The sequence below is a fragment of the Erythrobacter sp. JK5 genome (assembly GCF_018205975.1).
Lineage (GTDB): Bacteria > Pseudomonadota > Alphaproteobacteria > Sphingomonadales > Sphingomonadaceae > Erythrobacter.
The window spans coordinates 3,226,275-3,239,015 of sequence record NZ_CP073577.1; the positions used below are offsets into that span (position 1 = coordinate 3,226,275).

13 protein-coding genes and 1 tRNA gene are annotated in these 12,741 nt (G+C 66.7%); 3 read left to right on the top strand and 11 right to left on the bottom strand.

Annotation, left to right across the window (positions count from 1 at the left end; translation table 11 throughout):
- Nucleotides 1–21 precede the first annotated feature (21 nt).
- Nucleotides 22–1,068 carry an isoaspartyl peptidase/L-asparaginase family protein gene (locus tag KDC96_RS15785; protein WP_212449453.1) on the top strand — a complete coding sequence of 349 codons (1,047 nt, stop codon included), beginning with the start codon at nucleotides 22–24 and terminating at the stop codon, nucleotides 1,066–1,068.
- A gap of 3 nt (nucleotides 1,069–1,071) precedes the next feature.
- Here KDC96_RS15785 and bla read toward each other — a convergent pair whose 3' ends face one another.
- The 9 genes from bla to KDC96_RS15830 all read right to left on the bottom strand — a co-directional run bounded on the left by bla (nucleotide 1,072) and on the right by KDC96_RS15830 (nucleotide 9,685).
- Nucleotides 1,072–1,986, bottom strand: a complete 915-nt coding sequence (gene bla / locus KDC96_RS15790; RefSeq protein ID WP_212449454.1) for a class A beta-lactamase — start codon at nucleotides 1,984–1,986, stop codon at nucleotides 1,072–1,074.
- Nucleotides 1,983–2,447, bottom strand: coding sequence for a GNAT family N-acetyltransferase (locus KDC96_RS15795; protein WP_212449455.1), 465 nt, complete (start codon nucleotides 2,445–2,447; stop codon nucleotides 1,983–1,985). The genes bla and KDC96_RS15795 overlap by 4 nt, the downstream gene beginning before the upstream one ends.
- Entirely contained in the window at nucleotides 2,444–3,379 is a 936-nt protein-coding gene (locus tag KDC96_RS15800) for an RDD family protein (protein WP_212449456.1), read from the bottom strand. The genes KDC96_RS15795 and KDC96_RS15800 overlap by 4 nt, the downstream gene beginning before the upstream one ends.
- Nucleotides 3,376–4,440 (bottom strand): stage II sporulation protein M, encoded by a 1,065-nt coding sequence (locus KDC96_RS15805; protein ID WP_212449457.1) that lies wholly within the window; start codon nucleotides 4,438–4,440, stop codon nucleotides 3,376–3,378. Before KDC96_RS15805 ends, KDC96_RS15800 begins: the two co-directional genes overlap by 4 nt.
- Nucleotides 4,440–5,786: a DUF58 domain-containing protein gene (locus KDC96_RS15810; RefSeq protein ID WP_212449458.1), complete on the bottom strand. Its 1,347-nt coding sequence runs from the start codon at nucleotides 5,784–5,786 to the stop codon at nucleotides 4,440–4,442. The genes KDC96_RS15805 and KDC96_RS15810 overlap by 1 nt, the downstream gene beginning before the upstream one ends.
- A gap of 4 nt (nucleotides 5,787–5,790) precedes the next feature.
- Nucleotides 5,791–6,747 (bottom strand): AAA family ATPase, encoded by a 957-nt coding sequence (locus KDC96_RS15815; RefSeq protein WP_371815566.1) that lies wholly within the window; start codon nucleotides 6,745–6,747, stop codon nucleotides 5,791–5,793.
- Between the two features lie 2 nt (nucleotides 6,748–6,749).
- On the bottom strand, nucleotides 6,750–8,015 hold the full coding sequence (locus KDC96_RS15820) for a DUF4350 domain-containing protein (protein ID WP_212449462.1): 1,266 nt from the start codon (nucleotides 8,013–8,015) through the stop codon (nucleotides 6,750–6,752).
- Entirely contained in the window at nucleotides 8,012–8,719 is a 708-nt protein-coding gene (locus tag KDC96_RS15825) for a hypothetical protein (protein WP_249171833.1), read from the bottom strand. The genes KDC96_RS15820 and KDC96_RS15825 overlap by 4 nt, the downstream gene beginning before the upstream one ends.
- Nucleotides 8,720–8,791: 72 nt before the next feature.
- Nucleotides 8,792–9,685 carry a prephenate dehydratase gene (locus KDC96_RS15830; RefSeq protein WP_212449464.1) on the bottom strand — a complete coding sequence of 298 codons (894 nt, stop codon included), beginning with the start codon at nucleotides 9,683–9,685 and terminating at the stop codon, nucleotides 8,792–8,794.
- 118 nt (nucleotides 9,686–9,803) lie between these two features.
- Here KDC96_RS15830 and KDC96_RS15835 point away from each other — a divergent pair, with 118 nt between their 5' ends.
- Nucleotides 9,804–10,502 carry a cytochrome c family protein gene (locus KDC96_RS15835; protein WP_212449466.1) on the top strand — a complete coding sequence of 233 codons (699 nt, stop codon included), beginning with the start codon at nucleotides 9,804–9,806 and terminating at the stop codon, nucleotides 10,500–10,502.
- An 18-nt stretch (nucleotides 10,503–10,520) separates the two neighbouring features.
- Here the strand turns inward: KDC96_RS15835 and KDC96_RS15840 are convergent, their stop codons facing one another.
- Together KDC96_RS15840 and KDC96_RS15845 are read right to left on the bottom strand one after the other, a co-directional pair.
- Nucleotides 10,521–11,186, bottom strand: a complete 666-nt coding sequence (locus tag KDC96_RS15840) for an RlmE family RNA methyltransferase (RefSeq protein ID WP_212449468.1) — start codon at nucleotides 11,184–11,186, stop codon at nucleotides 10,521–10,523.
- Entirely contained in the window at nucleotides 11,183–12,475 is a 1,293-nt protein-coding gene (locus KDC96_RS15845; protein WP_212452795.1) for a Ppx/GppA phosphatase family protein, read from the bottom strand. Before KDC96_RS15845 ends, KDC96_RS15840 begins: the two co-directional genes overlap by 4 nt.
- Before the next feature lie 192 nt (nucleotides 12,476–12,667).
- On the opposite strand from KDC96_RS15845, the gene KDC96_RS15850 reads away from it, so the two are divergent.
- Nucleotides 12,668–12,741, top strand: a tRNA-Gln gene (locus KDC96_RS15850).

The window sequence follows — 12,741 nt, forward strand, 5'->3', positions numbered from 1 at the left end:
GCAGTGACAGGGGAGGAGACCATGAGGCACCTATTTCTGCTGGCGCTAACCGCGCTGTTCACCGCCGCCGCGCCTGCGGCCGCACAGGATACCGAAGCGCGCTGGTCGATCGCGATCCACGGGGGAGCGGGCACGCTGGATCCCGACGCGATGACGCCTGCGCGCCGTGCAGCCTACGAAGCGGCGCTGCAGAACGCGCTCGATGCCGGAGCGCGGGTGCTGGCCGCAGGCGGCAGTGCGACGGACGCGGTCAAGGCGGCGATCGTTCCGCTGGAGGATGAGCCGCTGTTCAACGCCGGTCGCGGCGCGGTGTTCACCTGGGAAGGCGAGAACGAGCTCGACGCGTCGATCATGGACGGACGCGATCGCAGCGCGGGCGCAGTGACGGGTGTGAAGAGCATCAAGAACCCGATCCTGCTTGCCGACACGGTCCGGACCGATAGCCCCCATGTGTTTCTGACCGGCGCCGGTGCGGAGGAATTCGCCGCCGAACACGGGATCGAGACCGCGCCGCCCGAATGGTTCGCGACCGAGCCGCGCCGGGAATCGCTGGAGCGGATGAAGGCGCAGGAGCTGTCGTCGCTCGATGTCGATCACAAGTTCGGCACGGTTGGCGCGGTGGCGCTCGACATGCAGGGCAATCTCGCGGCGGGCACCTCTACCGGCGGGATGACGGGCAAGCGCTGGGGACGGGTCGGCGATTCGCCCGTAGTCGGCGCGGGCACCTATGCCGACAACCGTGCCTGCGCGGTCTCGGCAACCGGCTGGGGCGAATATTTCATCCGCGTCGGCGTCGCGCACGAAATTTGCAGCCGTCTGCGGTTCCTGCGTTCGACCAACTGGCTGACCCTGGGCAACAGGCGCGTACCGTCCGGCGAAACCCAGGCGATCTCGCAGCTGGCGGCGGACGCGGTGATGAACGAAGTGAAGGAACTGGGCGGCGATGGCGGAGTGATCCTTGTCACTCCCGAAGGCCACGCCCTCTACAGCTTCAACACCACGGGGATGTATCGCGCGCGCGCGACCAGCGAAGGCGTCAACGAAGTGGCGATCTTCGCCGACGAGTAGGAGCTAGAGCGGAGCTCCGCCATCGATCCGGGCAAGATCGGCGATCACCGCGCCGATTCTGGCCAGAACCGCTTCGGAAGCTGGATCGATCGTGTCGTGGGTCTCCCGCGCACGGAAATACGCGGCGAAGGTGATCGGCGCGCGCTCCGGCGGCTCGACGAAGCCGATATCGACATAGAGACCGCCCATCCCTGGCCAGATCGAGGTGCCGGTCTTGTCACCCGCACGCCAGCCTTGCGGCAACCCGGTGCGGACTCGGCGCGCGCCCGTGGTGGTGTCGGCCATCCATTGCCTCAACATCGCGCGCTCGGCTTCGGGAAGGATATCGCCGAAGCACAGGTTCGCGACCGTCCGCGCCATCGCTGCCGGGGTGGTGGTGTCGCGGATCTCGGTGGGCGGAACGTTGTTGAGCGACGGCTCGATGCGGTCGAGCCGGCTGCTGGCGTCCCCGATTTCACGCCAGAAGCCGGTCAGCGCCGAAGGCCCGCCAAGCTCGCGCAACAGGATATTGGCCGCGGCGTTGTCCGAAAATTTCTGCGTCGCTTCGGCGAGTTCGCGCAAGGTCGCGCCCTCGCTCAACCGCCGAGTGGTGAAGGGCGATACCGACATGAGATCGTCTTCGCTCCAGCTCACCCGCCGGTCCGCGTCGATGGTGCCCGCGACATCGCGCGCCAGCACCAAAGCCGCCAGCGACAGCTTGAACGACGAGCAGTGCCCGAACCGCATCGTCTCGTTCAGCCCAAGCGAATTGCCGCTCCCGGTGTCGAAGATCTCCGCGCCGAGAGTGCCGCCCGATGCCGCCTCGATAATCCGCAGCCGGGCATCCAGCCGTCCGGCCGGGGATCGATCGAGCGGCACGCAGGCGCCTGCCGCCATCGCCGCCGCTCCGGCCAAGACCATCCGCCGCTCGAACGTCACAGGTGCTTCTCCATGCACAGGCTGAATTCGTCGGAGACGTAATCGCCGAACGCCGGGCATTCGGCAAAGCCGTGCTTTTCATAGAGGCGCTGGGCGGGAGCGAATTCGGCCGGGCGACCGGTCTCGAGACCCAGCCAGGTGTAGCCGCGCCGCTGCGCCTCGCCGATCAGGTGCTGCAGTAGGGCTTCGCCTGCGCCTTTCCCGCGATATTTGGGCGCGGCGCGCATGGATTTGAGTTCGCCCCGGCCATCGCCGAGCTCCTTGAGTGCGCCAACGGCTGCGAGGCGGTCAATGTCCCACACCGCGAAGAACGAAACGTCGGGTTCGCGCAGCCGCTCGGGCGGCATCGCATGGACTTTGCAGGCCGGGGACCATTGGTGCATTTCCGCGAGATGCAGCCGCAACAGATCGAGCACCGCTGCTCCGGTCAGATCGTCGGGCGCAATCCGATACCCGGTCATGAATGCTTGTCCGCCTTGCGCTTGCCGAACCGCATGTCGCTTTCGAGCTTGTGGCGCAGCTGGGAATAGAACGCTTCGAGAAAGGCGCGTTCGTCCCCCGCGCCCGGATCCCAGCCGATCTTGCGGCAGATCGTCTCGTGCACGGCCGAAAGCGCATCGGACTGGTTTTCGCGCAACACCCGCTCGAGCGTCTGGAGTTCGCGCTCGCCATAGACGGCGAGCTCGGCCTCGCCAAAATCGTAGCGCGCCCCGGTCAGCGTGCTGGTTCCCCGGGAAGCGCCCTGGGTCGACAATGCATCGGCCAGCTTGGTTCGCGGTGCTTCGACCACCCAGGTGCCGGCAATGATGTCGCCTGCGCGCAGGGCGTCCTTGTTGAGAAACGGAATGGCGAGGATCACCAGCAGCCAGGCGAGGCCGGCATAGCCGAAATTGCCCATTTCGCCGCTCGGCGCGACCATCAGGAACACGAGCGGCATGAACAGCTCGATATCGCGCAGCAGGTTGCGCGCGATCACCGCCTCGGGCGTGAGCCTTCCGCCGTCGCGCGCCGCCACCCGGATGCCGACCGCGCGCTTGCCGAGCGTCGCTCCGCGCGGGCCGAGCTCGAGCCCGAGGAAATATCCGTAGCGGGCAAGGAACAGGAACAGGATGAAGACGATCAAGATGAACTCGCCCGCGCCTTCGACATTCTGGTCCGCGTTGTCGACGATCTCCTCGAACAACCCGCCCGCGATCCATCCCAGCAGGAGCACGAACACCGTCAGGCCAACATAAAGCAGGATGAAATCGAGGATCAGCGCGCCGATCCGCGATCCGCGCGAGGCGACCGTAATCGGCACCGCGATCCCTTCGGGCGTGATCAGCACCCGCTCGCGCTTGTTCGCCGCATTGGCATTGGGCAGGGAGGGCGCTTCGGCCAGAGCGGGGTTCATGCCTCGTCTCCGATCCGTTTCGGGCGGTACAGCAGGAAATAGGCCAGCCAGAACACCAGCATCCCGCCGCCGATCATCAACCGGTTCTCGGTCCCGCCGACGAGCTGGCGCGGAAACGCCTCGAGCAGCGCCGCGACCACCATCATCAGCACCACTCCGACCATCACCATCGCCCCGCGCCGACCGCTTTCCGCCGCGGCAGCGAGCACCGACTTGTCGCCCGGAAAGGCCATCGACCGCCCGATATGCATGCCCGCTGCGCCCGCCAGCAGGATCGCGAACAGCTCGGTCGTGCCGTGCACGCTGAGCCACGCGGCGAATTCCCATCCCAGCCCCTGTCCGGCGAACAGCCAGAACATCGCGCCGAGCACAGCGAGGTTGTAGACCAGCAGCAGCAGCGAAGGGATGCCGAACGCGAAACCCAGCGCGAAGGCGAGGATCGCCACCCCGGCGTTGTTGCTGAACAGATAGGCGGCGAAGGACGACAGCCCGCCCGCGTTCTCTTCGACCGCCAGCGTTTCGAGCAATTGTTCGCGGCTTGCGCCGGGCACGCGGGTATCGGCGAACTGGGTCGGGACCAGCCGATAATACCAGTCGCGGTCCTGCTCCACCAGCAGCCAGCCCACGATCGTGCCCGCGACCATCACGAACAGCGCGACGCACATGTCGAGCCAGATCTCTCGGATCGAGCGGCTCCAGCCGCCCAGCAGGAATTCGCGCAACCACCCGAACAGCCCCTTGCGCGGGCCGTAGACCTGGAACCAGGCACGCTGGACCAGGCTTTCGAGATAGCGCAGCGTCGCCGCGTCGAGCGAGGTTTCGCGCGCGACCGAGAGGCTGGAGGCCGCGGTGCGATACAGCGTGGGCAGCGCCAGCAGTTCGTCGTCGTCGACCCGGCGCAGCCCGCCCTTTTCCATCCGCTTGACGATATCCTCGAGCCGTCGCCAGTCGCCCTCGCGCTCCAGTCGGAAGCGGTCGGAGCGCAGCGCCGCGCTCTCGATATCGGGCGGTGCGGCGATCTCGCCGCGCCCGAACCAGGCAGACAGGGACGGCGCCTTCATTATCCTATCGCCTCGCTGTTCTTGATGATGAAGTAGCGGTCAATCAGGCGATAGCCGATCGACTCCCACGGGGCCTCGATCACGTCGACGCCCATGCGGCGCAGGCGCTGGAGGACGATGCTGCGCTGGTGCGCCAGTGTCTCGGCGGTGACGCTGCGTGCGAGCGTGGCGATATCGCCGGGTTCGTCCGCGATAAAGGTTTCGAGCTCGCTGTCGGCGATGGTGACGAACAGCACGAGGTGTTTGTGCACCAGCCGCCCGATGCTCTCGACCATCATTTCGGCGGCGGTCGGATCGGTGAAATCGGAAAACAACACGATCAAAGATCGGCGTTTCAGCTTGGCCGTCAGCGTCGCGAGGGCGAGTGTGAAATTGGGTTCGTTGGCGGTGTAGTCGAGCCCGGCGGCAGCGCTTTGCAGGCGGTGGAAGGCGCGGGCATCGCCGACGAAAGGGGTCATCACCTGCGGGCGCTGCGAAAAGCCGAACAGAGCGACCTTGTCGCCGCCCTTGAGCGCGACATAGGCGCAGGTGAGCGCGGCAGAGACCGCGCGGTCGATGCGCGGCATCCCGTCGACCGGTTCGCACATCGCCTGTCCGCAATCGAACGCGAAGACGATCTGGTTGTTGCGTTCGCTTTCGTTCTCGCGGGCGTAGAGGTGGTTGTGCCGCGCGCTGGCTTTCCAGTCGATCCGGCGGCGGTCCATGCCCGGCTCGTATTCGGACAGCGCCTCGAACTGCGTGCCTTCGCCGCGGATGCGCCGGGCGATCAGCCCGGTCTGGGCATCGCGCAGGAAGGTCTGCAATTCGCGGCTGCGCACTGGCGAGAGATCGGGCCAGATCCGCACCTCGTCGGCGAGGCTGCCGGAGACCTGGCGCGAGCCGAGGCCGAGCGGCCCGGTCCAGCGCAGCCACGCGCGCGTCACCCTCGTCGTGCCCCGCCGCGTAGGATGCGCGACATGCGCCCCGCGAACGTGTTCGTCGAATTCGACCGGTTTCAAAAGAAAGCGACCCACTCCGCGATCGCCCATGCGCGGGTCGAATTCGAGCGCGCCCTCGACCCTCGAGATCGCGCGGGATGGCAGCACGGCCTGCATCGCGAGCTCGGTCGGCTGGCCGACTTCGGTGTCGCTGGGCACGAAGATGCGCCAGTCCCTGCGAGCGCCGGCAAGCGCGCCGTCGAGCAGCACCAGCGCGATCAGCGCCAGTGCGGCGATCGGCGCGACGATCCATGTTCCCGGCGCGATCGCCGCGATCAGCACCGCGACCGGCGCCGACGCGGCGGCGAGCCACGCGGTGCGTTCGGTCGGGACGATCGGCAGCGTCCAAGAGATCTCGCGCAGCTTCATCCGGTCAACGCGGCGCCTCGGTGCTTTCGACCAGCTCCGCCACGAGCGCTTCGATATCGCGGCCCTCGATTTCCGCTGCCGGGCTCAGCGTCAGCCGGTGGCGCAGCACCGGCACCGCCAGGGCTTTGACATCGTCGGGGATCGCATAGGCGCGGCCATCGAGTGCAGCGCGCGCGCGCGAGGCATTGGCGAGCATCACGGCGGCGCGCGGCGACGCCCCGACCGCGAGTTCGGCATGGTCGCGGGTCGCGCGCACCAGCCGGACCACGTATTGGGTGATCTCTTCGGCCACGGTCACCTGATCGAGCGCGGTGCTGGCGGCGGCGAGGCTCGCCGCATCGGCGACCGCCGAGACGCCCAGATCGGCAGGCTTTGTCGGCCCCTGCCGCTTGCCGTAATCGGTCACGATGCGGGTCTCCTCGGCCTCGTCGGGATAGGGGACCAGCAGCTTGAACAGGAACCGGTCGAGCTGCGCTTCGGGAAGCGGATACACCCCCTGGTTCTCGATCGGGTTCTGGGTCGCGACCACCATGAACCGGGTTGGCAGTTCGTGGGATTCGCCATCCAGCGTCACGCGGCGTTCCTGCATCGCTTCGAGCAGCGCGGCCTGCGTCTTGGGCGGGGTGCGGTTGATCTCATCGGCCAGCAGCAACTCGCAGAAGATCGGCCCGCGCGTGAGGGTGAACGAGCTGGTCTGGAAGTTGAACAGGTTCGATCCGAGGATATCACCCGGCAGCAGATCCGGCGTGAACTGGATCCGCCCGAAATCGAGGCCGAGCGCGGTCGCGAACGTGTTTGCGAGGAAGGTCTTGGCGGTGCCCGGCGGGCCTTCCAAAAGGACGTGCCCTTCGCTCACCATCGCGACCAGCAATTGCTCGATCATCTCGTCCTGGCCGATGATCGCCTTGGCGACCTCGGCGCGGATCGCATCCGCGAGCGCGCGCAGTTCTTCGAGGCTCATGCTCATCTGTGCAATTTCCCTTCAAGTTCCTTGAGCGCCTGTGCGGCGCGCAGAATTTCCATCGGTGTCCGGGCGTCGCGCAGACGGGCTGCGCGTCGCGAATAGGGCTCATCGTTTGGCAGGCGCACGGCCAGCGCCTTGTCGATCGCTTCGGGATCGTGCCGCGTCAGCCCCAGCGCCTCCGCGAGCCGCCGGGCCGACAGCGCGGCATAGGGTTCCGCGAGCAGCCGCAGCCGCCCCGCGCGGACGATCAGCGCCGCTCCGTTGCGCACCAGCCGCGACTTGCCGAAAGCGATCGCCGGACCATGGGCGACCGGCGGGCCGAAGCGCTGGAATGCGCGCCAGCCGACGATCAGGATCGCCAGGATCAGGCACAAGGTCGCAGCCAGGAACGGGGGCCGAAATGCCAGCGTCAGCAGGTTGATCGAGCCGCCAAAACCGTTGAGCGTCAGGTCGAAGGTAACCGGGTAGCTGTCGCCATACCCCGCGTCTTCGACTAGCTTGAGTGCGAGCGCCGCCCGTTCCTTGTCCGCCAGGCCGTAATTGTTGACCAGGTCCGGTTCGAGCACGAACGTGACCCATTCGGTGTCGTCGCCGTAGCCCATCTCGTCTTCGACCGGGAGCGACACCGCCAGCCGACGGGCGGCACCGTCGACGACGAGCGCGGTGTGGTCGGTGTCAGGGTTTGCGCCGATGACCCGGGGGTGGGGTAGCGTTCCCCCGTTGCCGAATCCCGCCCATGTCGGCGTTTCGTCGGTCGTCAGCTCGGCGCTGAACGCATAGCGGCCTTCAAGTTCGCCGAGCCATTCGGGCACATAGGCATCGCCGAGCTGCACCCATCCGTCCTTGACCTTCGCGCGCACCTCCTCGGGAAGGTCCTGTGGGAGACCCAGTGCCAACCATTTCGGCACGATCACCATGGTCGGGCCGACATAGGCCCGCCGCCGGAGGATGTCGGTCAGTTCCTCGGCTTCGAAATAGGGCGGCGGGGTGATCACGAGCAGGTCGGGCGTGTCGAGACCGCTCTGCAGTCGCGAGCGGGATACCTCGTAGCCATTCGCCTCGAGCAGCTTCGCCAGCCCCGAATAGCCGTTGAGCGCATTGGACGCGGCGTGCGCTGCCCCGTCGTTGTCCCTGCGCCCGGTGTCGCCGATGCTGAGAAAATACAGCATCGCCACGAACGCGACAAAGCCGATCAGCACCATGCCGAGCACCGCGCCGCGGCCGAACGGACCGGAACCGCGACCGGAGCCGGCAGCCGCGCTCAAGCGACCGCTCCCACAGCGCGGCTCTGGTCGATCCGCGCGAGCGCGAACTCGGCATAGGCGGCGCGCGCGGCCTCCCAGTCGGCATGGTCGAGCGTACGCAGCGCGAACAGGCTGCGTTCGACCCGCTCCGAGATCACCCGGAATGCGCCGCGCGCCGCCTCAGAAAGCGCGGGCAGGGCGGCCAGCTCGCGCGCGGTGCTCGATGGTTCGACCCAGTCCGGGCGCGCTGCGGCGATCTGCCCGACGCTGCGTTTCAGCAGCAGGTGTGTCGCCTCGTCGAAGCGGCCTTCGGCAGCGAGCCGGTCGGCCTCCTCGAGCAGTGCGAGGCTTTCTTCGCGCCCAGGCTGCCATTCCTGTTCGTCGGGTTCACCCGATTGCGAACGGCGCCAGCGCCAGGCGGGATCGACCAGCCGATAGATCAGGTACACCACGAACAGCGCGAGCAGCCCCAGCAGCACCCATTGCAGCACCGGCCACGACAGCCCCAGAGCCTGCCCTATCGGCGCAAACAGGTCGGCGAGAAAATCGATCACGACCTGCATCGCGCGTTCGAACCAGTTGGGTTCGCGCGGCGGCTGGTCCGGAATGACGATCTGTTCGAACTGGATATCCGGATTGCGTCGCAATTCCTGCCAACCCTCCGGAGCCGGAGAACCGGCCAAGGCAGTGGTTGGCGCCGCAGGAGATTGCATCACGGTGGTCATGCGAGCGCCGTGGTGGCACGGTCCATCGCGCGGTGCAACTCCCCAGCGTCGGGGATCGTCCACAGCGCCGGATCAGCCGCGTTCGCGCCCCTGTTCATAGGTGCCCAGCAGCCGCAATTCCTTGGAATGAAACGCGCATTCCTCAAGCGCGCGATCGACCGCCGGATCGCCCGGCGCACCGGTGATATCGGCATAGAACATCGTCGCGGCAAAGCTGGTGCCTTGCTGGTAACTTTCCAGCTTGGTCATGTTGACGCCGTTGGTCGCGAAACAGCCCAGCACCTTGTAAAGCGCGGCGGGTATGTTCTTCACTTCGAAAATGAAGGTCGTGACTGCATCCCTGCCCGCCAGCGATGCAGGCGCGAGAGGTTCACCTGCGAGGATCACGAACCGGGTCATGTTGTCGGGACTGTCCTCGACGTGTCGCTCGGCGATGTCGAGGCCGTAGAGTTCGGCTGCGATGGCCGGTGCGATCGCGGCGATTTTCGGGTCGCCGCGCTCCGCCACAAAGGCTGCCGCGCCGGCGGTGTCGGCATGGCTGAGCGGCACGATCCCGCGGTCGCGCAGGAACCGCCGCGACTGGCCGAGCGCCTGCGGGTGGCTGTAGGCCGCTTCGAACGGACCGGGGCCGATCCCCATCAGCGCGTGATGGATCGGCATGAAATATTCGCCGACGATCGACAGTCCGCTTTCGGGCAGCAGGAAGTGGATATCGGCAACGCGGCCGTGCTGCGAATTCTCGATCGGGATGATCGCCTGCCCGGCGCGGCCATCCTTCACCGCGTCGAGTGCATCCTCGAAGCTGAAGCACGGCAGGGGCAGGGCATCGGGCCGTGCTTCGGTGGCGGCCCGGTGCGAATTTGCGCCCGGCGATCCCTGAAACGCGATCGCGCGCGCCGGGTCCGCTTCGGCCGCTTTGCGCAGCTGGTCGACAATTTCGAGAGCAGGCCCGGGGAAACTTCGCATCGAGCGAGACTGCTAGAGCGGGGAAGCACCTGCGGCAAGCCCACTTGCAACCTGTGCAAGGAATGATGATGCGATCGCCCTTGCGCCCGGCGTGACGCCCCATTAATGGGGCGCCGGGATGACACAGGAAAACTCTTCGGAAACGACGCCCAAGACTGAAACCGGTTCGGGCGATTTGTTCAACACCGCTGCGGGCTGGGTTTTGTTCGCGGCAGGTCTCGGCCTCGGCCTTTCGATCCTGTCCGGGAAATATTTCCACGGCGACAGTCCGGAACGTCCGGAGCAGCTCGGCTACGTGATCGAAGGCGTGATCGAGGAAGGCGGCGGCGAAGCCGAAATGACCATGGCGGCGGCGCTCGCGATGCCGGATACGACGGTCGCTGCGGGCGAGAAGATCTATGCCAAGTGCCAGGCGTGCCACACGATCAACCAGGGCGGCGCCAACGGCGTTGGTCCGAACCTGTACGGGATCATGGGATCGCCGATCGGCAAGCATGCGGCCGGCTACGATTACAGCGCGGCCATGGCGTCGTTTGGCGGCCAGTGGGGCTGGGAAGAAATGAACGCCTGGCTGAAGAATCCCAAGGGCTACATCGAAGGCACCAAGATGGGTTTTGCCGGTCTTTCGAAGATCGAGGATCGCGCCGCGCTCGCCTTGTACCTCAACTCGCAGGGCTCGGGCCTGCCGGTTCCCGAATATGTGGAAGCCGTGGCCGAAGGCGCCGAGGAAGCGGAAGCCGAGACAGACGAGGTTGCGGCAGCCGAAGCCGATCAGGGCGAACTCGCAGCGTCCGAAGAAGCCGCCGCCGCACAATAGCCGGCCTGCCAAGGGGCGTCAGTCGCGCCCCTTGAACCCCTGCGCCACGACATACCATTCGGACGAACCCTTGCGGCTCGCCGGGGGCTTGGCGTGCTTGACGCTGGCAAAGTGCCTCTTCAGCAGCGCGAGCAGTTCCGCGTCGGTTCCGCCGGCCAGCACCTTGGCGACGAACGCGCCGCCTTTTTCCAGCGTTTCGACCGCGAACCACGCGCCCGCTTCGACCAGCGCCATGGTGCGCAGGTGGTCGGTCTGTTTATGCCCAACGGTGTTCGCGGCCATGTCCGACAGGACGAGGTCCGGCGGTCCGCCCAGCGCTTCCTCGAGCGCGGCGGGTGCCGCATCGTCCATGAAGTCCATCTCGAAGATGGTCACGCCCTCGATCGGCTCGGTCGGCAGCAGGTCGATCCCGACCACGCCGGCCCTGGGTGCCCTGGCGCGCACCACCTGCGACCAGCCGCCCGGCGCTATCCCTAGGTCGACCACGCGTTTGGCTCCGCGGATCAGCCCGAACCGCTCGTCGAGCTCGATCAGCTTGTAGGCGGCGCGGCTGCGATAGCCATCGGCCTTGGCCTGCTTGACATAGGGATCGTTGAGCTGGCGTTCGAGCCAGCGCACCTGCGACGCGGTGCGCCCTTTGGCGGTCTTGACCCGCCGGTCCGAATTGCGCCCGGACCTGCTCATTGCGGAGGGTTTTCCGCGCGCAGGCCCTGCAGGGTCCTGAGCGCGCGTTCGCTTTGGCGTTCGGCCGCCATCAGGCTGCGCAGGATGCCTTCGCGAATCCCGCGATCCGCGACTCCCAGCCGCTCGGCAGGCCACAAGTCCAGGATCGATTCGAGGATGGCGCAGCCCGCGACCACCAGATCGGCGCGATCCTGGCCGATGCACGGCAGTTCGCTGCGCTGGGCGGGCGACATCCCGGAAAGCCGCGCGCTGATTTCGCGCATCGAATCCGAAGGAACGATCAGCCCATCGACCGCCTTGCGATCGTAATGCGGCAGTTCGAGATGCAGGCTCGCCAGCGTCGTCACCGTGCCGCTCGTACCCAACAGACGGATATCGTCGCACTCGGCCGCATCGGCGATCCGTTGCGCGAACGGAGCGAAGCTTTCCGAGACCACCCGGCGCATCTCGCGGTATCGTTCGAGCCGCGCTCCTTCGGTATTTTCCCTGCGCCCGACCGTGTCGGTGAGCGACACCACCCCCCACGGCACGCTCTGCCAATCGAGAATCCGCGGAACCTTGCGCGATTCGGGGCCGCTCGGTTCGAGCAGCACCAACTCGGTCGAACCGCCGCCGATATCGAAGATGACCGCCGGACCTTCGCCCGCTTCAAGCAGAATGTGACACCCCAGCACCGCAAGCCGGGCTTCCTCTTCGGCGCTGATGATGTCGAGCACGATTCCCGTCTCGCGCCGGACCCGCTCGATGAAGGCCGGGCCGTTGGCTGCGCGGCGGCAGGCTTCGGTCGCCACCGACCGGGCGAGCCTGACCTTGCGACGGCGCAGCTTGTCCGCGCAGATCGACAGCGCTCCCAGCGCACGGTCCATGGCGTGATCGGACAGGCGGCCAGTCGTGGCGAGATCCTCGCCCAGCTTCACCACGCGGCTGAACGCGTCGATCACGGTGAAATCCCTGCCCGAAGGCCGGGCGATCAGGAGACGGCAATTGTTGGTCCCGAGATCGAGCGCAGCATAGGCTTCGCCGGGGCGGGCGTGGTGGCCGGGCGTGCGCAGCGGAGCCGGTTTTGGCCCCCGGGCATCGCCGTTGGGTCGGGTGGTTTCCAGATTTGCAGACGGAGTATCCGCGCAATTCTGGCGCGAACCCTTGCGACGCTCCCGGTCCCTGCGGGGTCGCGGTGCTTCTTGTGGCTGGGAGGAGCGCTTGTAGCGAAAATCGGCTACCTTGCCGGACCTGCTGCCCCTCTTTGTACCAGCGCTCCTGTTCTCGTCCGGCGGAAACGCGTCCGCCATACTCACTCTTTCTTTTCCTCTCGCACGTCCGCGGTGCGAGGACCTGAGCAAAAACTAACCGAACCATGGCGATAGGGCAAGCGAACGGCGCGCGACGGGTGTGCGGCTCGCATCGCGGCCTTGACCTTCATCGGCGGCAAACCTAGATGCGCGGCTCGCCCGGCGCAGCCGATTCTGCGGCGCGCGGGCCAATGCCCCGTCGTCTAATGGTAAGACTACGGACTCTGACTCCGTCAATTGAGGTTCGAATCCTCACGGGGCATCCA

What these genes read in the sequence shown, in the direction of transcription:
- KDC96_RS15785 (WP_212449453.1), top strand. Translation starts at nt 22, where the DNA reads ATGAGGCACCTATTTCTGCTGGCGCTAACCGCGCTGTTCACCGCCGCC.
- KDC96_RS15795 (WP_212449455.1), bottom strand. Translation starts at nt 2,447, where the DNA reads ATGACCGGGTATCGGATTGCGCCCGACGATCTGACCGGAGCAGCGGTG.
- KDC96_RS15800 (WP_212449456.1), bottom strand. Translation starts at nt 3,379, where the DNA reads ATGAACCCCGCTCTGGCCGAAGCGCCCTCCCTGCCCAATGCCAATGCG.
- KDC96_RS15805 (WP_212449457.1), bottom strand. Translation starts at nt 4,440, where the DNA reads ATGAAGGCGCCGTCCCTGTCTGCCTGGTTCGGGCGCGGCGAGATCGCC.
- KDC96_RS15810 (WP_212449458.1), bottom strand. Translation starts at nt 5,786, where the DNA reads ATGAAGCTGCGCGAGATCTCTTGGACGCTGCCGATCGTCCCGACCGAA.
- KDC96_RS15815 (WP_371815566.1), bottom strand. Translation starts at nt 6,747, where the DNA reads ATGAGCCTCGAAGAACTGCGCGCGCTCGCGGATGCGATCCGCGCCGAG.
- KDC96_RS15825 (WP_249171833.1), bottom strand. Translation starts at nt 8,719, where the DNA reads ATGACCACCGTGATGCAATCTCCTGCGGCGCCAACCACTGCCTTGGCC.
- KDC96_RS15830 (WP_212449464.1), bottom strand. Translation starts at nt 9,685, where the DNA reads ATGCGAAGTTTCCCCGGGCCTGCTCTCGAAATTGTCGACCAGCTGCGC.
- KDC96_RS15835 (WP_212449466.1), top strand. Translation starts at nt 9,804, where the DNA reads ATGACACAGGAAAACTCTTCGGAAACGACGCCCAAGACTGAAACCGGT.
- KDC96_RS15840 (WP_212449468.1), bottom strand. Translation starts at nt 11,186, where the DNA reads ATGAGCAGGTCCGGGCGCAATTCGGACCGGCGGGTCAAGACCGCCAAA.
- KDC96_RS15845 (WP_212452795.1), bottom strand. Translation starts at nt 12,475, where the DNA reads ATGGCGGACGCGTTTCCGCCGGACGAGAACAGGAGCGCTGGTACAAAG.